Source organism: Pseudonocardia endophytica, assembly GCF_004339565.1.
Lineage (GTDB): Bacteria > Actinomycetota > Actinomycetes > Mycobacteriales > Pseudonocardiaceae > Pseudonocardia > Pseudonocardia endophytica.
Window position 1 is genome coordinate 1,668,970 of the sequence record NZ_SMFZ01000001.1, and the last position, 20,173, is coordinate 1,689,142.

A 20,173-nucleotide genomic window follows, 5' to 3' on the forward strand; every position below is an offset into this window, starting at 1 on the left:
TGACGGTCACCGTCCGTGGCGCCTTCCCGCGAGGCCCCGGAGCTGCGCACACCGGCGGTGCACGCACCGGCGGCAGGTCTTCGGACTCGTGGGCGTCCTGCTCGCTCCTACTGGCCGTCGCTTCCCGGGATCGCTCCCAGTGCGTCTGACGGCGGTCGTTCCCACTCACCGCTGCGGGGCAGTCCCGGAATCGCACCGGGTTCCCTCTTGCCTCACCGGCCCGTGCGGGACCGGTGAACCACCAGCGAGCAGGACACTACATCTGGGGGGTCTCCACGATCGAGGACCCTAGGTGTCGGGCGTGTCGACGTTCCGGTCACCGGCAGTGAAACCCGCCCGTCCCACGCGGACGCCCGCTCGGCCGGTCCGGGCCCGCCATCGCGCACCCACCCACCGACCGCGCACGAGCGTCACCGACCCGCGGAACGTGCTCTGATCCGCGAGACGCACGTGTCCGGGCGCGCGCGTTCTCAGCCCGAGCTCGCGTTCTCCGGATCACTGTGCGTCGGCCGCGACGGCGTCGGCCGCGACGGCGTGGAGCCGTCGTCCAGGAGCGTCGCGGGCCGCCACCCGCGCAGCGCGTTCACCAGGCCCAGCCCGTCCGCGGCGGCGAGATCGGCCGGCCCCAGCACCCGCTCCCGCAGCACGCCGGAGGCGAGCAGCCGGGCCCGTTCGACACCGGGCAGCAGCCCGCAGTCCGACGCCGGGGTCCACCACCGGCCGTCCAGGTGCACGGCCAGGTTCGCCCGGCAGGTCTCCGTGACCTCGCCCCGCTCGTTCACGAGCACGACGTCGTCGGCGTCCGGATGCCGGGCGAGCCGGTCGTCGTACGGGGAGCGCAGGCTCGTCTTGTGGAACGGCAGGCAGGCCCGTGAGTCGATCGGCTCCGGGTCGACGGCCAGCCGCACCGGTCCGTCCGCGGGGGCCGGGAGCGGGCCGAGCTCGACCTCGACGGCGCCGTCGCGGTGACAGAGCAGACGCACCCGGGCGTCGCCCGCGCCGTCCACACCGGACTTCACCGCCGAACGGACGGCGTCCCCGTCGAAGCGGAATCCGAAGTAGACGGCCGACGACGCGATGCGGGACAGGTGCGCGTCGAGCGACCGGACGCCGTGGCCTGCCTCGTGGCGCATCGTCTCGATCAGGTGGAACTCCTGCGGGCGGGCGTGCAGCACGGCGGCCTTCGCGCGCAGCTCGGCGTACTCCGCCTCCGGGCGGGAGTCCCAGGTGATGCCACCGCCGGTGCCGTAGACCGCGGTGCCCCGTTCCCGGTCCGCGACGACCGTGCGGATGGCGACCGAGAACCGTGCCCGGAACCCGCTGCCGGGCGGCGCGACGACCCCGATCGCTCCGCAGTAGACACCACGTGGCCCGTCCTCGACGTCCTGGACGATCTCCATCGTGCGCCGCTTCGGCGCCCCGGTCACCGACCCGCACGGGAACAGTGCCCGGAACAGGTCGGTCAGCCCGGTGTCCGGGAGCAACCGGGCGGTGACGTCGGACGTGAGCTGGTGGACCGTCTCGTAGCGCTCGGCGGACAGCAGCCGGGGCACCGTGACCGAGCCGGGCACGGCGATGCGGGCCAGGTCGTTGCGCACCAGGTCGACGATCATGACGTTCTCCGCGCACTCCTTGCGGCTGGCGCGCAGGCGGTCGGCGATCCGCGCGTCCTCGTCCGGGGTGCGCCCGCGAGCCGCGGTGCCCTTCATGGGGCGCATGGTGATCCGGTCGCCGTCGGTCTCCATGAACAGCTCCGGACTCGCGCTGACGATCGCGAACCGGCCGGTGTCGAGAAGGGCGTGGTGCGCGCCGCGCTGGCCGAGCGCCAGGTCCCGGTACACGGCGTCGAGGTCGCCGGGCGCCGTCGCGGTCAGGTGCGTCGTCAGGTTGCACTGGTAGGTCTCGCCGTCGGCGATGAGCTCCCGCACCCGCTCGACGGCCGCGGCGTGCGTCGGCTCGTCCCACGCGCAGGCCCAGTCCTCCGGCGGTCTCGGTGGACCGCCGTACCCGACCGGCGGGACCCGTTGCGGCGCATCGGTGATCGCGAACCAGGCCAGGGGGAGCCCGTCGGCGGGCTCGTGCGTCACCAGCTGCGGGTCGAGGCCGGGCGCGGCCTCGTAGGCGACGAAGCCGTAGGCCCAGCGGCCGTCCGCGGTGAGCGCGTCCACGGTCTCCAGCGCGGCCGCGACGTCCTCCGGCCGGTGCGCGACGACCACCTCGGCGGAGTGGCCGAACTCGAGCGCGGACCCGTCGACCATGTCGTCGAAGCGGGCCCGCGGTGTCATCCGAACACCTTCCCGTGCGGTACGACTGCCCGAAACAGGGCGTACGTCACTCCCGGGGCACCCGACGGGTGAGGAGGGCCCGGCCCTACGAGTCCACGGTCAGAACGATCCGACCCGGGCCGCGACGCTCCTCCAGAGCGCGGTGTGCCGCGGCGATCTCGGTCAGCGGGTAGGTCGCGGAGACGGGCAGGGTGAAACGGCCCTGTTCGACGAGGCCGGCGACCTCGGCCAGTGCGTGGAACGCGCGGCCCTGCTCCCCGGTGCTGAACAGCACGCCGTTCTCGCGGGCGCCCCGGACGTCCGCGATCGTCACGACGTGACCGGGCCCGCCCGCCAGCGCGATCAGCTCCGGCAGGACGCCGTTCCCCGCGATGTCCAGTGCGACGTCCACTCCGGACGGAACCCGGTCCGCGACCCCGTCGCCGTAGGTCACCGGCTCGGCCCCGAGCGCCCGCACGTAGTCCTGGTTCGCCGGACCCGCGATACCGATCACCCGCGCGCCGCGGGCCACGGCGAGCTGCACCGCGGCGGCACCGATGGCTCCGGAGGCACCGTTGACCAGCAGCGTCGTGCCGGCCCCGACGCCGAGGGCGTCCATGCTGCGGGTCGCCGTCTCGACGGCGACCGGCAGTGCCGCCGCCCGGACGAGATCCAGCGAGGGCGGCACGGCCGCGAAGTGGGTGACGAGGGCCAGCTCGGCGGCACCCGCGCCGTCGTCGGACACCCCGAACACACGGTCGCCGAGCGCGGCGCTCTCGACGCCGGGCCCGACCGCGTCGACGACGCCTGCGACGTCCCGGCCGACGGTCTGCGGGAGGTCCCCGCCCATCACGCCCTCACGGAACGTCGCGTCCGTCGGGCTGACGCCCGCGGCGTGCACCGCGATCCGGACCTGGCCGGGTCCGGGATGCGGGTCCGGGAGGTCGGCGATCTCCAGGACGTCCGGTCCGCCGAAACTGCGGAACAGTGCTGCCTTCACCGCGCTCCCCTCCCCCGCTACCCGCCGACGACCCGACGGTCGCGCAGGTCCCCGATCTCGGTTCCGGTCAGCCCGAGGACGTCGGCGAGTACCTGGTCGGTGTCGGCGCCCAGCACCGGCGCGTCCCCTGCCTCCCCGTGGTCGCCGTTCCACCGCAGCGGCGAGCGGGCGGTGATGCCGGTGACGCCGCCGTCCAGGGGCTGGTCGGCGAGCAGCGGGTGCGCCTCGGCGCGATGTGCGGCGACGACGTCGTGCATGCCCTGGTAGCGGCCCCACAGCACGCGAGCGCGGTTCAGCTCGGCCTCGACGGTGGCCGAGTCCCGCGCGAGGAACCACGGCGTGAGCACCGCCGCGATGGTGTCGCGCAGGCGGTAGCGCTCGGTCTCGTCGGTCAGGTCGGCGTCGAGGGCCGTCTCCAGCGCGGCGAACACGGCCTCGGTCCCGGTCACCGTGACCAGCGCGCTCCACTGGCCGGGCGTCAGCGCGACGACCATCACCCGGTGCCCGTCGGAGCAGGCGAAGTCCACGCCGAAGCTGCCGTAGACGTGGTTCCCGTGCCGCGGCCGCTCCCGCCCGCGCTCCTCGGCCTCGGAGAGCCAGCCCAGGTTCGCGACCCCGGCCAGCGCGACGTCGGCCAGCGCGATCTCCGAGTAGACCCCGCGCCCGGTCCGGATGCGCTGGTACACCGCGGCCAGCACGGCGGTGGACACGCTCAGCCCGGTGACCAGGTCCCACGCCGGCAGGACGTGGTTGACCGGCGCGGCGCCCTCCTCGCTCCCGGTGATCCCCGGGATCCCGACCTCGGCGTTGACCGTGTAGTCCACCGCCGGCCGCCCGTCCGGATAGCCCTGCACCCGGACGTGGATCAGATCCGGCCGACGCGCGACCAGCACGTCGTTGGCCATCCACCGCCGCCCCACGACGTTGTCGACGAGCACGCCGCGGTCCTCGCCCGGAGCCGTCGCCAGCGCGAGCACCAGCTCACGCCCCTCGTCCGAGCGCAGGTCCACCGTGACCGACCGCTTGCCCTTGTTCAGCGAGGCCCAGTAGTAGGACGCGCCCGCACCGCCGCGGGCGGCAGGCCACCGCCCGTGGTCCGGGCCGCCGCCGATCGGGTCGATCCGCACGACGGAGGCACCGAGCTGGGCCAGCGTCATGCCACCTGTGGGGCCTGCGACGAAACTGGCGCACTCGACGACGCCGAGGCCGTCCAACGGTCGATCCATTCGGAACCCCTCGGCGGTCGCGGAATCGGGCGAGCAACCCACCGCGACCCTCTCACGAGGCTGTCCGGGCACGCTCCGCAGTCGCTCGTCGGGGCACGCCGAGCCGGACGATGATCAGCCCGTTCGGAGGGTGCCGGCCATCAGCGGCCGCGATCCTCCGCACGCTGCGATCATGGTCCGGCGGCGAGGGGAGTCGTCCTGTGTCCACAGTGGTGACGATCGGCGTCCACGGATCCGACGCCGGGTCCTTCCTGCGACGGCTGCGCGACGCCGACGTCCGCATGCTGCTCGACGTGCGCCAGCGCCGTGGCGTCCGTGGCGCGGAGTACGCATGGGCGAACTCGCTCCGGCTGCAGGCCGTGCTCGCCCGGGCCGGGATCGCCTACGAGCACCACCGCGAGCTCGCACCGACGACGGAGATGCGCCGGCTCCAGTACGACGAGGACGACCGCCAGGGCGTCGGCAAGCGCACCCGTCGTGAGCTCGCGCCCGGGTACGTCCGTCGCTACGTCGAGGACGTCCTCGATGGCGCCGACCTCGCGGCTCTCGCGTCGGCACTGCCGGACGAGGGCGCCGCCGCGCTGCTCTGCGTCGAGCGGGAGCCCCGCGCCTGTCACCGCTTCCTGATCGCCGAGCGCCTTGCCGAGCGGCACGGCGTCGTCGTCGACCATCTGTGAGGACGGCTCGTGGAACCGACCGCTACACCGGCAGGTAGCTGCGGACGGTTCGCTTCCGGCGACGGCGCCGGACCCGTCGCACGAGGGCTCCGACGAACTCGCGGACCGGGACGTCACCGATGCAGCCGATCCTCCCGACGCTGCCGACGGACGCGATGCTGCCCACCGAGAAGATGCTCAGCACGCTGCCGATGCTCCCCGCGCTGCCGAGACTGCCGATGCTGCCTGCGCTCCCGAAGCTGGCGATGCTGCCCGCCGAGGCGAAGCTCGCGATCGAGGCCGCGCTGCCGAACGAGGCGATGCTGCCGGCCGAGTGCAACGAGGCGAGCGAGTCGTCGCCGTCGGTCTGGGGTTCGGTCACAGGGCAAGCCTGGCCCAGCAACGTCCCGCTGACAATCGGCGGCCCGATCCCCAAGGTTGACCATCCGAACGCCACGATCTTGTTCGCCGCGGCCGTTGCACAGCAGACTCCTGCGATGACCGACGCGCCGCCCGCCGCGACTCCCTCGAGGCCGTCCACCCGTTCCTGGACCACGCTCTGGTACTACGCCGTGGTCGTCCTGACGATCGGCCTGCTCTCCGGCGTCCCGTTCGGGCACGCCGCGACCCGGCTGCGGGGCATGCGGCGGGTCTGGTGCGTGGTGTCCGCGGTCGCGTACACGGCGGTCATGGTGGTGGCCGTCGTGATCTCCACGGTCTATCGCGACTCCCCCACCCCGGTCGGCGGCATGATCATGATCATCACGATCGTCGTCGCGATCGTGCATCTGACGTTCGTGCGCCGGTGGGTGCACACCGCGCCGCAGCCCCGGGGGTACGACCCGGCCGTCGGTGCCGTCCTGCACGCCCGCGGTCGCCGCGACGAGGCCCGGCGGATCGTCGAGCGCGACCCGTCGATGGCCCGCGAGCTGCGGATCGGGCGCCCGGACCTGCCCCGGACGTTCGACGACGGCGGGCTGGTCGATCTGAACTCCGCGCCGGCCGCCGTGATCGCGCAGGTCTGTGGTGTGGACCCGGCGGTCGGCCAGCAGCTCGTCGACGCCCGGACGGCCGCCGGCACGCCGTTCGTGCGGGTCGACGACGTCTTCACCTACTCCGACGTGCCGTACCCGCTGTGGGACCGCATCCGGGAGCGCGCCGTCGTCGTTCCCTGAGGACCCCTGAGCGCGGCGTCACCGTCCGGCACCTCACCCCCGATCCCCCGGCGGGCGCCGATCCGGGTGACGATGTGCGCATGGCGCCCGACCACCTCGTCTTCCTGCGCCGGGCGATCCGGCACCCCGACCAGCTGGCGACCCCGTTCGTCACCGGCGACCGGCTGGCCCGGCAGCTCGCCGGCATCATCCCGGAGGCGTGCGCGGGCACGGTCGTCGAACTCGGCGCGGGTACCGGGGCGCTGTCCGGCCCGATCCGCGACCGGCTGGCACCCGGCGCGCGACACCTGGCCGTCGAGATCGACGACGACCTCGTCGCCCACCTGCGCGCGCACAAGCCGTGGCTCGAGGTCGTCCAGGACGACGCGCTCGACTACGACGCCGTGCTCGCGCGGGCCGGGATCGACAAGGTGGACGCCGTCGTGTCGTCGCTGCCGTGGGCACTGTTCGACCAGCCGCAGCGCCGGGATCTGCTCGCCGTGATCGGCAACCGTCTGGTCGCGGGCGGCGTGTTCGCGACGATCACCACCTGGATGGCGATGCCGCACCGCGTCCGCGAGCTGCGCGAGGCGCTGGACGGAGCGTTCGACGAGGTCGTGGAGACGACGACGGTGTGGCGCAACCCGCCGCCCGCGCGGCTGTTCGTGTGCCGGAGACCCTATTAGCTCGACGAGCGAGATACTTCGCGAACGAGCTACCATGGGGACATGACGGCAGCCCGCACGGTCGTCGTGGGCGGTGGCCCAGGCGGCACGTTCCTCGCCTACCTGCTCGCCCGCGCCGGCCGGCCGGTCACGTTGCTGGAGCGCCACCACGACTTCGACCGCGACTTCCGCGGCGACTCGCTGCACCCGTGGACGCTGGAGCTGTTCGACCGGCTCGGCATCGGTGACCGGCTGCTGGAACGCCCGCATGTCAAGGCGCACGCGTTCCGGCTCCACACTCCGCGCGGGCTGGTGACCACGTCGGAGTACCGGTTGCTGGACACGCCACGCAACTACGTCGCGCTGATGCCGCAGGTCCGGTTCCTCGACTTCCTGGCCGCCGAGGCGTCGCGGTTCGACGCGTTCTCGCTGGTCATGGGCGCTCGTGTCACCGGCCTGCTCTCCGGGGACGACGGAGCCGTCACCGGTGTCCGCTACCGCGACGACGACGGCGAGCACGAGCTGCCCGCGGGTCTGGTCGTCGGGGCCGACGGGCGGTTCTCCCAGGTCCGCCGCCTGGCCGGGATCGAGCCGGTGTCGATGGGCGCGCAGACCGACCTGCTGTGGTTCACGCTGCCGCACCGCGACGGCGACCCGGACGACGCCGACGTCGACCTCTACCTCGGCGTCCACCACTACATCGGACTGATCGGCGGTCCGGGCCGCTGGCAGGTCGGGTACTCGCTGCCCAAGGGCGGGCTGCCGGCCGCGCGGGAGGCGGGCGTGGAGCCGATCCGCCGGTTCGTCGCGGGGCAGGTCCCGTGGCTGGCCGACCGGGTGCACCTGCTCGAGGACATGAAACAGACGACATTGCTGTCCGTGGACATCTCCCGGGTGGCCGACTGGCACCGGCCGGGCCTGCTGCTGATCGGCGACGCCGCGCACGTGATCTCCCCGGTCGGCGGCAACGGGATCCTGATGGCGCTGCAGGACGCGCTGGCGGCGGCGGACCGGCTGGTCCCGGCGCTCGCGTCCGGGGCACCGGGCGCCGACGTGCTGGCGGCGGTCCAGGCCGACCGGGAGCCGGCGATCCGCGAGGTGCAGGCCGGTCAGGTGCGCGTCGAGCGGCAGGTGGCGAAGGCCCGCGAGCGCGGACGCCCGATCACCCCGCCGGGGTTCCTGCGGTGGCTCACCCGGATCCCGGCCGTACGGGCCCGCTCGGCGCGGTCGAACGCGTACGGGCCGAACCCGCCCGCTCCCTCGCCGGAGTTGTGCCGCGCGCTGGAGCTGACGCCCGCGGGTTAGCGTCGGCCCGTGACGATCGACGACCACGCCGCCCCGCTCGCCCGCGTCCGCCGCGGGGACCTCGTCGAGTCCGTCCACCTCGGACATCTCGTCGCGGTGGACGGCGACCCGGTCCTGGGCGTCGGGGACCCGGACGCGGTGATCTTCCCGCGGTCGGCGCTGAAGCCGGTGCAGGCCGTCGCGATGGTCCGCGCCGGGTTGGATCTCGACGGCGCGCTGCTCGCACTGGCGTCGGCCAGCCACTCCGGTGAGGACGCGCACCTGGACGGTGTCCGGCGGATCCTGGCCGGGGCCGGCCTCGACGAGTCCTCGTTGGACAACACGCCGGACGTCCCGCTCGGCGAGTCCGGCGCGGCGGCGTTCCGGGCGGCCGGGCGCGCGCCGAGCCCGATCGCGCAGAACTGCTCCGGCAAGCACGCCGCGATGCTCGTCACCTGCGTCGTGAACGGCTGGCCGACCGACGGCTACCGCGCGCAGGAGCATCCGTTGCAGAAGGCCGTGCGGACCACCGTCGCGGACCTGACCGGCGACGATCCGGCGCACGTCACCGTCGACGGCTGCGGCGCACCGCTGTTCTCGACGACGACGGTGGGTCTGGCCCGCGCGTTCGCCCGGATCGCGACGGCCGGACCCGGCACGCCGGAGGGCCGCGTCGCCACCGCGGTCCGGGAGCACCCGTGGTGGCTCGGCGGGACCGGACGGCCGGTGACCCGGTTCGTCGAGAGCGTGGCCGGGCTCGTCGCGAAGGACGGCGCGGAGGGCGTGTTCGCCGCCGCGCTGCCGGACGGGCGGGCGCTGGCCGTCAAGGTGCTCGACGGGTCCGCACGTCCGCTGCCCCCGGTCGTCGCGACGGCACTGTCGCGGTTGGGTGCGCCCGTCGACGACGAGCTGGGGCGGGTCGACGTGCTCGGCCACGGCGACGTCGTGGGCCGGGTCGAGCCCGCGTTCTGAGCCGCCCCACTTTCCGAACGAACGGCACCTTCGAGCAATGTCCTTGCTCGAACGGCCCGTTCGTTCGGGATGGGAGGGTGCGTCAACCGGCCTCGCGGGCCAGTCGGTCGGTGCGGCGGCGGGTGTACCAGGCGATCACCAGGCCACCGACGACGGCGACCACCAGCCCGATCCAGGAGAACCGCTTGAGCCACGTCTCGGCGATGATCCCGAGGTAGTAGACGGCGTACGTCGTGCCCGCGGCCCACACGATCCCGCCGGTGACGTTCGCGGCCAGGAACTTGTAGTACGGCATCTTCAACGCCCCGGCCAGCGGGCCCGCGAAGATCCGCAGCAGGGCGACGAACCGTCCGAAGAAGACGGCCCACACACCCCAGCGGGAGAACAGCCGCTCGGCCACCGTGACATGACCGGGGCCGAAGTGGCGCGGGAACCGCCTGCCCAGCCACTCGAACAGCGGCATCCCGTACCGGCGGCCGATCGCGTACCCGATCGAGTCACCCACGACCGCCCCGATCGACGCGGCCACCGCCACACCCGTCGGGGAGACGTCGAGCTCGTGGCGCGACGACAGCAGCGCGGCACTCACCAGCACGATCTCGCCGGGCAGCGGGATCCCGAGGCTCTCCAGCCCGATCACGACGCCGGTCAGCAGGTACACGACGAGCGGCGGGATCGTCTGCAGCAGGTGGTCGACGGTCACGCGTCCAGTCTGACGCCGGACGGGCCCGCGCTTCACCCCGCCCCGACGTGGATCTCCGTACGATCGTCCGATATGTCGCGCTCTCTGCTGCGATCGGTCGGACTCGGACTCCTGCTGACCGGTCTGGTCGCCGGGTGCTCGTCCGCCGCGGAACCCGCGGGCGCGCCCGCGCCGTCGTCCGGGCCGACCGTGACGGCTCCGACGGCGACCGTCCCCGCGCCCGGTCCGACCGGTGCCCCGCGGGTGCTCGCGTCCGGCCTGGAGGTGCCGTGGGGCATCGCGTTCCTGCCTCCCGAGATGAGCGCAGGCGGAACGAGCATCGGCGCTGCTCAGGCTCTGGTCACCGAGCGGGAGAGCGCCCGGATCCTGCGCGTGACGCCGTCCGGGCAGGTGACGCCGGTCGGCACCGTCGAGGGCGTGAACGCGACCGGGGAGGGCGGCCTGCTGGGCATCGCCGTGTCGCCGCGGTTCGCGACCGACCGGACCGTCTACGTCTCCTACACCTCGTCGTCGGACAACCGTGTCGTCGCGCTGCCGGTCGCGGCGGACGGCACGGTGGACGGGTCGGCGCAGCGCACGGTCGTCGACGGTCTCGGCTCCGGCGCGATCCACAACGGCGGCGGTCTCGCGTTCGGCCCGGACGGCATGCTGTGGATCGGCACCGGGGAGGCCGGGCAGCGCGCCCGCGCCCAGGACCCCGACGACCCGTCCGGCAAGGTCCTGCGCGTCACACCGGAGGGCCGGCCCGCACCCGGCAACCCGAACGGCTCGATCGTGCACTCCACCGGGCACCGCAACGTGCAGGGCATCGCGTTCGTCGACGGCCGCGTCTACGCCTCGGAGTACGGCGCGAGCACGGCCGACGAGCTCAACCTGCTCGATCCCGGCAACTACGGCTGGCCGGACGTCGAAGGCGTGGGGAACAGGCCCGGGTTCGTGGACCCGCTCGTCACCTGGCCGACCGACGACGCGTCGCCGAGCGGGCTCGCCGCGGCAGGCGGGTCGCTGTGGATGAGCGCGCTGCGCGGCGAGACGGTGTGGCGGATCCCGCTCGGCGCGGACGGTGCCGTCGGGACACCGGTTCGGACGATCGAGGGGTTCGGACGGATCCGTGCGGTCGTCGCGACCCCGGACGGCTCCGCGCTGTGGGTCACCACGAGCAACCGCGACGGACGTGGCTCCCCCGGCCCGGACGACGACCGGATCCTCGTCGTGCCGCTGCGCTGACCCCTTCCCTCCGAACGAGCGGCACCTTCGAGCAGTGTCATTGCCCGAAGGTGCCGTTCGTTCGGTCCGGGGTGGCGGCGCGGGTGAACCTCGCGGCGAGGACGTGCAGGTGCTCGACGAGCTCGGGCGGCTCCAGCACCTCGAAGTCCACGCCGAACGCGCCCATCCAGACCCCGAGCGCGTCGAGCGAGTTCGCCCCGGTCTCCAGCATGCAGCTCCGCTCGTCGATCGGTTCGACCGTGCCGGTCGCCGGCGTCACCCACTCCGCGACCTCCTCGGCGGGCGCCTGGAGCCGCACCCGAGCCCGGTAGGTGTAGGCGCCGGTGGAGATGCCCCGTTGGGCGAACGCGGCCGCCCCGCCCTCCGGTGGCTCGCGCGGCGTGAACCGCGGACCGGCTGGCAGCTTGAGCGTCATCCGGTCCACCCGGAACGTCCGCCAGTCCGCGCGGTCGGTGTCCCATGCGACGAGATACCAGCGCCGTCCGGTGTGGACCAGACCCTCCGGTTCGACGATCCGGCGGGCCGTCTCGCCGTTGCCTGTCGTGTAGTCGAACCGCAGCCGCTCGTGGTCGCGGCAGGCGGCGGCCAGTGCGGACAGGTCGTCGGCGTCCACGGTCGGGCCGCGGTTGCCGAGCGTGGCGGTCGCGGCGCCCAGGGCGGCCACCCGTCGTCGCAGACGGTTCGGCAGCACCTGCTCGAGCTTCGCGAGCGCGCGGACCGACGTCTCCTCGATGCCGGAGACCGTGCCGCCCGCAGCCGTCCGCAGCCCGACGGCGACGGCGACCGCCTCGTCGTCGTCGAGCAGGAGCGGGGGCAGCTGGGCACCGGCGCCGAGCTTGTAACCGCCGGTCACGCCCGGTGTCGAGGTGACCGGGTAGCCGAGGCTGCGCAGCTTCTCGACGTCACGACGGACGGTGCGGACGTCCACGTCGAGACGCTCGGCCAGCGCCGTCCCCGTCCACTCCCGCGGCACCTGCAGCAGACCGAGCAGGCGCAGCAGGCGGGCCGACGTCTCCTTCATGCCCGCCATCATCGCGCGGATCGAGGACGGTTTCCGCCCTCGACCTCTCCCCGCGGCACGGGTAGACCGGTGGCATGGACGCACCGATCGTCACGACCACCGCGGGCAAGGTCCGCGGCGCGCTGCTCGACGGCGGGATCGCCCGGTTCCGGTCGGTGCCCTACGCCGCGCCGCCGGAGGGACCGCTGCGCTTCGCCGCACCGGCGCGGGCCGTCACCTGGGACGGCGTGCGCGAGGCGGGCGGTGAGCCGGGACCGAACGCGCCGCAGCCGCCCCGCGGGGCCGGGTTCGGCATCGACATGACGCCGGTGATCGGGACCGGGTGGCGGCCCGGTGCGGACTACCTGACCGCCGACGTGTGGACTCCCGACCCGGGATCGGGCGGGCTGCCGGTGATGGTGTTCGTGCACGGCGGAGCGTTCGTCGCCGGCGAGGCGTCCGCCCCCGCCTACGACGGCACGGCGCTGGCCCGCGCGGGCGTCGTCCTGGTCGCGGTGAACTACCGGCTCGGCGCCGAGGGGTTCCTGCCTCTGCCCGGCGGCGCGACCAACATCGGCCTTCGCGACCAGATCGCGGCGCTGACCTGGGTCCGGGAGAACGCCGCCGCGTTCGGCGGGGACCCGGACCTGGTCACCGTGTTCGGCGAGTCCGCGGGCGCGATCAGCGTCGGCACGCTGCTCGGCTCCCCGGCCGCGGCGGGCCTGTTCCGCAGGGCGATCGTGCAGAGCGGCGGCGCGGAGATGGTGCGCGGCTCCACGGACCGGTTCACCGAGCTGAGCGAGCTGATCGCCGCCGAGCTCGGCGTCCCGGCCACCGCCGAGGCGTTCCGGGAGGTGCCGTTCACGGACGTCGTCGCTGCCCAGGGCCGTGTCGACGTCCCCGGCGGGCGCCCGGACCTGCGCGAGGCCGACGGCATCGACCCCGGGTACGGCATCGGCGTGTTCGCCCCGGTCCGCGACGAGGACGTGCTGCCGGAGCCACCGCTGGACGCGCTGCGAGCCGGCGCGTCCGCGGGCGTCGACGTGCTGGCCGGCACGAACGCCGACGAGATCAACCTGTATTTCGTCCCGACCGGCATGCGCGACGCGATCACGGCCGAGCAGGTCCGGGTCATGATCGGCGCCGTGCACCCGGACCCGGACGCGCTGATCCGGGCGGCAGGCGACGGTACGCCGGGCGAGCAGCTGAGCCGCCTGCTCACCGAGCAGGTGTTCGCCGGCCCGACCCGCCGCACGCTGGAGGCGCACACCGGGCGGAACTTCGGCTACCGGTTCGCCTGGCACTCCGACGCCTGCGACGGGCAGCTCGGCGCCTGCCACGCCTGTGAGCTGCCGTTCGTGTTCGGCACGCTGGCGACATCCACCGGGCTCGACAAGATCCCCGGCGAGAAGCCGCCCGCCGAGCTCTCGGACCGGATGCTGGCTGCGTGGGTGTCGTTCGCGTCCACCGGCGAGCCGGGCTGGGCGCCGCGGGACCGAACCGATCCGCGAGTCATGCGCTTCGACGTCACCGACGCCGTCGTGCCGGAACCCGGCCCGTTCCGGGGCTGAGCGCCGACGCTACGGTCACGGCGTGGACTCACCGAACGGGCACGCGAACGGCGTCTCCCGCGCCCGGCCGGACCGCGTCGGCCGCTACGTGCGGATGGTCGCCCAGCCCGGCCGCGGCACCGACCTGGCCGAGAGCCTGCTGCGCGTGGCCGACGGGATGGGCGAGGCGCCGGGCTGCGAGGCGTACGTCGTCAACGCGGCACCGGACGAGCCGGACACGGTGTGGGTCACCGAGGTGTGGTCGGACGCGGAGTCCTCCGATGAGGCGCTGAACCGCGACCTGGGCGAGGCCGGGCTCGGCGAGGTGCTGGAGCTGCTCGCCGAGCCCCCGGAGTACATCGAGGTCAGCCCGCTCGGCGGCCCCGGCCTGAACCGGGGCCGCTGAGCCCGGGCCACCCCGGGGCAGAGCCCCCTCGGACTCAGTTCTGCTGCTCGCTCTGCTGCGGCTTGCGGGCCTTGAGCGAACCGGGCTTCGCCGTCTTCGACGGGTCCTTCTTCGTCGCCATCAGGCTGGCGACGGTCACGATCGTCAGGATCACGACGATCACGCCGAGCGACACCGGTGTCGGGATCTCCGGGATCGACGGCGAGATGTCGACGTGGCCCCAGTGCAGGATCAGCTTCACGCCGATGAACCCGAGGATCAGCGCGAGGCCGGTGGACAGGTAGATCAGCCGGTCCAGCAGGCCCTTCACCAGGAAGAACAGCGCCCGCAGGCCGAGCAGCGCGAACGCGTTCGCCGCGAACACGATGTAGGGCTCCTGGGTCACGCCGAACACGGCCGGGATGGAGTCGAGCGCGAACAGCAGGTCGATGCCGCCGATCGCGACCAGCACCAGGAACAGCGGGGTGGCGACGCGCCTGCCGTCGACCTTCGCGAACAGCTTGCCGCCGTGGTACTCCTCGCTGACCGGGAACAGCTTCCGGGCGCCCTTGACCACCATGTTGTCTTCGATGTCCGGCTCTTCGTCCTTGTGCCGGTACAGCTGGATCGCGGTGTAGATCAGCAGCAGGCCGAACACCACGAACATGAACGAGAACAGGTTCAGCAGCGTCGCCCCGAGCAGGATGAAGATCGCCCGCATGATCAGCGCGAGGATGATGCCGAACGTCAGCACCTCGTTCTGGTACTTGTCCGGCACCGCGAACGTCGTCATGATGATCACGAAGACGAACAGGTTGTCGACCGACAGGCTCTTCTCGACGATGTAGCCGGCGAAGTACTCGGTGCCGAACGTCCACCCCTGGGTGAGCCCGAAGATCACGCCGAACGCGATCGCGACCAGGATGTAGAAGATCGACCAGAGGCCTGCCTCCTTGAAGCCGACCTTGTGCGGCCGCAGCCAGGCCTGCAGGAGGTCGATCGCGAGCAGGGCGACGATCACCCCGATCGTGATCGACCATTCGAGCACACCGACCTCGAGCACTACCTGAACCTCCGTGCGTGGGGCCGGCTGCACCGGCGCGTCGCCCGCGAGAGTATCGGGCGAACCGGACATCGCGCCGCCCCGATCGTCGCGCGGTGATCCGGATCCTAGGTCGGCCGGGTCGGGCGACGGGGACGGTCGGCCTCCGGCGGGTCGGGCGCGGGCGCTACGGCTCGGCGTGCGCCCACCCCATGCTGCGCTCCACGGCACGCAGCCAGTTCGCGTGCTCCCTGCGACGGACGTCCGGGTCCATCGCAGGCTCCCAGGCGGCGGCGCGGTGCCAGTTGCGGCGCAACACCTCCATGTCCGGCCAGTAGCCGACGGCCAGGCCCGCGGCGTAGGCGGCGCCGAGCGAGACCGCCTCGGAGCCGAGGGGGCGCTCGACGGCCAGGTCGAGCACGTCGGCCAGGCACTGCATGAGCAGGTGGTTCGCCGTCATGCCACCGTCGACCTTGAGGCGGGACACGGGCAGGTCGGACGCGGCGTTCATCGCGTCCAGCACCTCGCGGGTCTGCCACGCCGTCGCCTCCAGCACGGCCCTGGCCAGGTGGCCGCGCTCGATGAACGACGTCAGCCCGACGATCACACCGCGCGCGTCGGCGTGCCAGCGCGGGGCGTACAGCCCGGAGAACGCCGGCACGACGTAGCAGCCGCCGTTGTCCGGCACGGTCAGCGCGAGCGTCTCGATCCGGGCCGCGGTGGAGATCATCCCGAGCGCGTCGCGGAACCACTGCACCAGCGACCCGGTCATCGCGATCGAGCCCTCCAGCGCGTACACCGGGCGGTCGCCGATCAGGTAGCCGAGCGTCGGGATCAGGCCGGTGTCCGCGCCGGCGATCTCGGTGCCGGTGTTCTTCAGCAGGAACGCGCCGGTCCCGTACGTGCACTTCACCTCGCCGGGCGCGAAGCACGTCTGCCCGACGAGCGCGGCCTGCTGGTCGCCGAGCGCCCCGGCGACCGGGACGCCGGGCAGGAGCCCCTTGCAGGTCCCGTACACCTCGGCGTTCGGGACGATCTCCGGCAGCATCCGCTCCGGCACCCGCAGGGCGGAACAGAGCTCCGGCGACCACCGCAACGTCCGGAGGTCCATCAGCATCGTGCGGCTGGCGTTCGTGACGTCGGTGACGTGCCGCCCGCCCGCGGGACCGCCGGTGAGCTGCCAGATCAGCCAGGACTCGATCGTCCCGAACAGCACGTCGCCCGCCTCGGCTCCGGCCCGGGCGCCGGGCACGTGGTCGAGCAGCCACTGCAGGCGCGGGCCCGCGAAGTAGGTGGCCGGGGCGAGACCGCTGACCCGCGACGAGAGCTCCGGGTCAAGACCGGCGACGATCTGGTCGGTGCGGGTGTCCTGCCAGGTGATCGCGCGGGCGAGCGGGTGCCCGGTGTGCCGGTTCCACACGACCGTCGTCTCCCGCTGGTTCGCGATGCCCAGCGCCGCGACGTTCTCCGGACCGAGCCCCGCCCGTCGCAGCGCCGCGGGGACCACATGGCTCACCGCACGCCAGATCTCCGACGCGTCGTGCTCGGCCAGCCCGGGACGCGGATAGTGCTGGCGGTGCTCGCGCTGCGCCACCGCGACCATCCGGCCGGAGTGCGTGAACAGCAGGCAGCGCGTCGACGTCGTGCCCTGGTCGATGGCCGCGACGACCCGCTCGTGCGGTGCGACGACGGCGCGCGGGCGGCGTGTCACCGGCTCGGTCGTCGGCTCGGTCGCCGGCTCGCTCATCGGGTTCCCTCCAGCCCGGCGGCGATCTCCCCGGCCGCCGACCGCAGTGCGGCGAGCGGGTCCGTCCGCGCCCGTCCGTCGCCGTGGAACAGCAGCTCCGCCGGCGCGCCGACGCCCAGTGCGGCCACCGTCAGCCCGCCACCGCTCCGCACCGGCACGGACAGCCCGCCGACGCCCGGCTCGTACCCGCCCCGATCCTCGGCCCAGCCGCGCCTTCGGGTCTCGGTCAGCGTCGCGGCCAGCGCTGACGGGTCCGTCACCGTGCTGCGGGTGTAGCCATCGAGACGCTCCGGGGCGCGCGCCGAGGCCGGGGCGAACGCCAGCAGGCACAGCCCCCATGCCGTGGCGTGCAACGGCTGCACGGTGTTCGTGCGCAGCCGCTGCGGGGTGCCGTCCGGCCGGAACACGTGGTGCACGACGCCGACGCCGCCGTTCTCCGGCACGCCCAGGTAGACCGCGCAGCCGGTACCGGAGGCGAGCGCGTCGGCCCAGTTCATCGCGTGCGCGCGGAGGTCGTGCCGGTCCCACGGCGTTCCGAGCCGGTCCAGGCCGTCGCCCAGCAGGTAGCGGCCGGTGCCCGGCTCCTGTGCGACGAGGCCCTCCTCACGCAGCGTCCGCAGGATGCCGTGCGCGGTCGGACGGTGCAGGTCCAGCGCCGCCGCGAGCTCGGCCAGCGCCATCGGACGGCCGGCCGCACCGAGCAACCGGAGCAGCGCCGCGGCCCGTTCGACGGACTGGATCGGCCGGGGCACGTCGTGGATCTTAGCCCGCCCGACCCGCGACGTTCGACATCGTCGAACGGTCTGCGTTGCCCGGGCATCGCCGCCGCTCCTAGCGTCCGACGTCGCGGTGCCGCCCGGTTCCGCACAGGAGGGGACGAGAGAGGGTTCGATGACGAACTCCGACACCACGCCGGTGCAACCGGCCGAACCGTCACTGACCGGGCAGATGATCGCCGAGTTCCTCGGTACGATGATCCTGATCCTGTTCGGCAACGGCGTCGTCGCGCAGGTCGCGACGGCCGCCGAGGACAGCCCGCTGGGCGACCACGACTCGATCGCCTGGGCATGGGGCATCGGCGTCACGCTCGGTGTCTACGTCGCCGCACGCGTGTCCGGTGCGCACCTGAACCCGGCGGTCACGATCGCGCTGGCCACGTTCCAGGGCTTCTCATGGCGCAAGGTCGCCCCGTTCGTGCTGGCCCAGACGCTGGGGGCCTTCGTCGCGGCGCTGATCGTCCGCGCGACGTACTCCGACCTGATCCGCATCGCCGACCCCGGGCTGACGTCGAAGACCCAGACGATCTTCGCGACGCTGCCCGGCAACGGGACCGCCGACGTGAGCATCCCGATCGCGTTCCTCGACCAGGTCGTCGGCACGGCCATCCTGGTCTTCGTGATCTTCGCGCTGACGAACGCGCGCAACCGCGGGCCGCTGGCCAACCTGGCCCCGGTCGCGATCGGCCTGCTCGTCGTCGCGATCGGCATGGCGTGGGGCGCGAACGCCGGCTACGCGATCAACCCGGCCCGTGACTTCGGACCGCGGCTGGCGTCGTTCATCACCGGCTACAGCACGGCGTGGGTGGACCAGAACGGCACCCCCTACTGGTGGCTCCCGATCGTCGCCCCGATCATCGGTGGTCTCATCGGCGGCGGGTTGTTCACGTACCTGATCGACCGGTACATCCCCACCGAGGACGCCCCGCAGCCCGTGGGCCGCGACCTCACCGACTAGACCTCACCGACCAGACCAGGAGACTCTGATGGCCGATTTCGTCGGTGCCGTCGACCAGGGCACCACCAGCACCCGATTCATGATCTTCGACCACGGCGGCAACGAGGTGGGCCGCCACCAGCTCGAGCACGAGCAGATCCTGCCGCAGGCGGGATGGGTCGAGCACAATCCCGTCGAGATCGTCGAGCGCACGAACGCCGTACTGCAGAGCGCGCTCAACTCCACGAACCTGAAGGCGAGCGACCTCGCCGCGCTGGGCATCACGAACCAGCGCGAGACGACCGTCGTCTGGGACCGTACGACCGGGCGCCCGCTCTACAACGCGATCGTCTGGCAGGACACCCGTACCGACCGGATCGCCACGGCGCTCGACCGCGACGGCCGCGGCGACGTGATCCGTCGCAAGGCCGGCCTGCCGCCCGCCACCTACTTCTCCGGCGGCAAGATCCAGTGGATCCTGGAGAACGTCGACGGGGCACGTGCGGCCGCCGAGCGCGGTGACGCGATCTTCGGCAACACCGACACGTGGGTCATCTGGAACCTCACCGGCGGCGTGAACGGCGGGCAGCACGTCACGGACGTGACGAACGCCAGCCGCACCATGCTGATGAACCTGGAGACCCTCGACTGGGACGACGAGCTGCTCGGCTTCTTCGGCGTCCCGCGCTCGATGCTGCCGGAGATCAAGCCGTCGTCGACGGCCGACGGGTTCGGCTCGACGCTCGCGAACGGCTCGCTCGGCGGCGAGGTCCGGATCACCGGCGACCTCGGCGACCAGCAGGCCGCGACCGTCGGCCAGGTGTGCTTCGCCCCCGGCGAGGCGAAGAACACCTACGGCACCGGCAACTTCATGCTGCTCAACACGGGCCACGAGCTGGTGCGCTCGGAGGCCGGGCTGCTGACCACGGTCTGCTACAAGCTCGGCGACGAGCCGGTGACCTACGCGCTGGAGGGCTCGATCGCGGTCACCGGGTCGGCCGTGCAGTGGCTGCGCGACCAGCTCGGGATCATCTCCGGCGCGGCGCAGAGCGAGCAACTGGCCCGGCAGGTCGAGGACAACGGCGGCGTCTACTTCGTCCCGGCGTTCTCCGGCCTGTTCGCGCCGTACTGGCGCTCGGACGCGCGCGGCGCGATCGTCGGCCTCTCCCGGTACAACACCAACGCGCACCTGGCCCGGGCCACGCTGGAGGCGATCTGCTACCAGTCCCGGGACGTCACCGAGGCCATGTCGAAGGACTCCGGCGTCGCGCTGGACGTGCTGAAGGTCGACGGCGGCGTCACGCTGAACGAGCTCTGCATGCAGATCCAGGCCGACGTGCTCGGGGTGCCGGTGTCGCGTCCGGTCGTCGCGGAGACGACGGCGCTCGGCGCGGCCTACGCGGCCGGGCTCGCGGTCGGGTTCTGGAACTCCACGGACGAGCTGCGGGAGAACTGGAACGAGGCTCGCCGCTGGGATCCGCAGTGGAGCGCCGAGCAGCGTGACGCCGGGTACGCCCAGTGGAAGAAGGCCGTCGAGCGGACGCTCGGTTGGGTGGACGTGGGCTGAACCACGGCACATCGGGTG

Annotated in this window: 19 protein-coding genes and 1 riboswitch; of the genes, 10 read left to right on the forward strand and 9 right to left on the reverse strand. The window is 73.1% G+C overall.

Going from position 1 to position 20,173, the window contains the following annotated elements:
- Nucleotides 1-54: 54 nt before the first annotated feature.
- A riboswitch (cobalamin riboswitch) is annotated at nucleotides 55-258 on the reverse strand.
- A gap of 212 nt (nucleotides 259-470) precedes the next feature.
- From pabB to EV378_RS07415, 3 genes are all read right to left on the reverse strand, one after another.
- Nucleotides 471-2,285 (reverse strand): aminodeoxychorismate synthase component I, encoded by a 1,815-nt coding sequence (gene pabB, locus EV378_RS07405; protein WP_132422074.1) that lies wholly within the window; start codon nucleotides 2,283-2,285, stop codon nucleotides 471-473.
- 85 nt (nucleotides 2,286-2,370) lie between these two features.
- Nucleotides 2,371-3,264, reverse strand: coding sequence for an NADP-dependent oxidoreductase (locus EV378_RS07410; RefSeq protein ID WP_132422076.1), 894 nt, complete (start codon nucleotides 3,262-3,264; stop codon nucleotides 2,371-2,373).
- Nucleotides 3,265-3,281: 17 nt separating this feature from the next.
- The gene (locus tag EV378_RS07415) at nucleotides 3,282-4,490 is read right to left on the reverse strand and encodes a CoA transferase (RefSeq protein WP_132422078.1); all 1,209 of its coding nucleotides are present in this window, start codon (nucleotides 4,488-4,490) and stop codon (nucleotides 3,282-3,284) included.
- A gap of 200 nt (nucleotides 4,491-4,690) precedes the next feature.
- On the opposite strand from EV378_RS07415, the gene EV378_RS07420 reads away from it, so the two are divergent.
- Nucleotides 4,691-5,167, forward strand: coding sequence for a DUF488 domain-containing protein (locus tag EV378_RS07420; RefSeq protein ID WP_132422080.1), 477 nt, complete (start codon nucleotides 4,691-4,693; stop codon nucleotides 5,165-5,167).
- A 22-nt stretch (nucleotides 5,168-5,189) separates the two neighbouring features.
- Here EV378_RS07420 and EV378_RS35805 read toward each other — a convergent pair whose 3' ends face one another.
- Nucleotides 5,190-5,528, reverse strand: a complete 339-nt coding sequence (locus tag EV378_RS35805; protein WP_207908592.1) for a hypothetical protein — start codon at nucleotides 5,526-5,528, stop codon at nucleotides 5,190-5,192.
- A 115-nt stretch (nucleotides 5,529-5,643) separates the two neighbouring features.
- Here EV378_RS35805 and EV378_RS07430 point away from each other — a divergent pair, with 115 nt between their 5' ends.
- From EV378_RS07430 to EV378_RS07445, 4 genes are all read left to right on the forward strand, one after another.
- Complete coding sequence (locus tag EV378_RS07430; RefSeq protein ID WP_132422082.1) at nucleotides 5,644-6,321, forward strand: ComEA family DNA-binding protein; 678 nt, start codon at nucleotides 5,644-5,646, stop codon at nucleotides 6,319-6,321.
- 80 nt (nucleotides 6,322-6,401) lie between these two features.
- The gene (locus tag EV378_RS07435) at nucleotides 6,402-6,986 is read left to right on the forward strand and encodes a class I SAM-dependent methyltransferase (protein ID WP_132422084.1); all 585 of its coding nucleotides are present in this window, start codon (nucleotides 6,402-6,404) and stop codon (nucleotides 6,984-6,986) included.
- Nucleotides 6,987-7,028: 42 nt separating this feature from the next.
- Nucleotides 7,029-8,270, forward strand: coding sequence for an FAD-dependent oxidoreductase (locus tag EV378_RS07440; protein ID WP_132422086.1), 1,242 nt, complete (start codon nucleotides 7,029-7,031; stop codon nucleotides 8,268-8,270).
- Nucleotides 8,271-8,279: 9 nt separating this feature from the next.
- Nucleotides 8,280-9,221 carry an asparaginase gene (locus tag EV378_RS07445; protein ID WP_243653331.1) on the forward strand — a complete coding sequence of 314 codons (942 nt, stop codon included), beginning with the start codon at nucleotides 8,280-8,282 and terminating at the stop codon, nucleotides 9,219-9,221.
- An 82-nt stretch (nucleotides 9,222-9,303) separates the two neighbouring features.
- Here EV378_RS07445 and EV378_RS07450 read toward each other — a convergent pair whose 3' ends face one another.
- Entirely contained in the window at nucleotides 9,304-9,924 is a 621-nt protein-coding gene (locus tag EV378_RS07450) for a DedA family protein (RefSeq protein WP_132422088.1), read from the reverse strand.
- 72 nt (nucleotides 9,925-9,996) lie between these two features.
- Between EV378_RS07450 and EV378_RS07455 the strand changes: the two genes are divergently transcribed.
- Nucleotides 9,997-11,151: a PQQ-dependent sugar dehydrogenase gene (locus EV378_RS07455; protein ID WP_132422090.1), complete on the forward strand. Its 1,155-nt coding sequence runs from the start codon at nucleotides 9,997-9,999 to the stop codon at nucleotides 11,149-11,151.
- 37 nt (nucleotides 11,152-11,188) lie between these two features.
- Here the strand turns inward: EV378_RS07455 and EV378_RS07460 are convergent, their stop codons facing one another.
- Nucleotides 11,189-12,172: a helix-turn-helix transcriptional regulator gene (locus EV378_RS07460; RefSeq protein ID WP_132422092.1), complete on the reverse strand. Its 984-nt coding sequence runs from the start codon at nucleotides 12,170-12,172 to the stop codon at nucleotides 11,189-11,191.
- Nucleotides 12,173-12,246: 74 nt separating this feature from the next.
- Here EV378_RS07460 and EV378_RS07465 point away from each other — a divergent pair, with 74 nt between their 5' ends.
- Nucleotides 12,247-13,722: a carboxylesterase/lipase family protein gene (locus EV378_RS07465; RefSeq protein ID WP_132422093.1), complete on the forward strand. Its 1,476-nt coding sequence runs from the start codon at nucleotides 12,247-12,249 to the stop codon at nucleotides 13,720-13,722.
- A gap of 22 nt (nucleotides 13,723-13,744) precedes the next feature.
- Nucleotides 13,745-14,107, forward strand: coding sequence for a putative quinol monooxygenase (locus EV378_RS07470; RefSeq protein WP_243653332.1), 363 nt, complete (start codon nucleotides 13,745-13,747; stop codon nucleotides 14,105-14,107).
- A 34-nt stretch (nucleotides 14,108-14,141) separates the two neighbouring features.
- On the opposite strand, the gene EV378_RS07475 is transcribed toward EV378_RS07470, so the two are convergent.
- The 3 genes from EV378_RS07475 to EV378_RS07485 all read right to left on the reverse strand — a co-directional run bounded on the left by EV378_RS07475 (nucleotide 14,142) and on the right by EV378_RS07485 (nucleotide 17,627).
- Nucleotides 14,142-15,149 carry a TerC family protein gene (locus tag EV378_RS07475; protein ID WP_132422095.1) on the reverse strand — a complete coding sequence of 336 codons (1,008 nt, stop codon included), beginning with the start codon at nucleotides 15,147-15,149 and terminating at the stop codon, nucleotides 14,142-14,144.
- Between the two features lie 166 nt (nucleotides 15,150-15,315).
- The gene (gene glpK / locus EV378_RS07480) at nucleotides 15,316-16,875 is read right to left on the reverse strand and encodes a glycerol kinase GlpK (RefSeq protein WP_132422097.1); all 1,560 of its coding nucleotides are present in this window, start codon (nucleotides 16,873-16,875) and stop codon (nucleotides 15,316-15,318) included.
- On the reverse strand, nucleotides 16,872-17,627 hold the full coding sequence (locus EV378_RS07485) for an IclR family transcriptional regulator (protein WP_165922181.1): 756 nt from the start codon (nucleotides 17,625-17,627) through the stop codon (nucleotides 16,872-16,874). The genes glpK (EV378_RS07480) and EV378_RS07485 overlap by 4 nt, the downstream gene beginning before the upstream one ends.
- A 139-nt stretch (nucleotides 17,628-17,766) precedes the next feature.
- Here EV378_RS07485 and EV378_RS07490 point away from each other — a divergent pair, with 139 nt between their 5' ends.
- Together EV378_RS07490 and glpK (EV378_RS07495) are read left to right on the forward strand one after the other, a co-directional pair.
- On the forward strand, nucleotides 17,767-18,609 hold the full coding sequence (locus EV378_RS07490; protein ID WP_132422101.1) for an MIP/aquaporin family protein: 843 nt from the start codon (nucleotides 17,767-17,769) through the stop codon (nucleotides 18,607-18,609).
- A gap of 28 nt (nucleotides 18,610-18,637) precedes the next feature.
- Nucleotides 18,638-20,155 (forward strand): glycerol kinase GlpK, encoded by a 1,518-nt coding sequence (gene glpK, locus EV378_RS07495; protein ID WP_132422103.1) that lies wholly within the window; start codon nucleotides 18,638-18,640, stop codon nucleotides 20,153-20,155.
- Nucleotides 20,156-20,173: the final 18 nt, after the last annotated feature.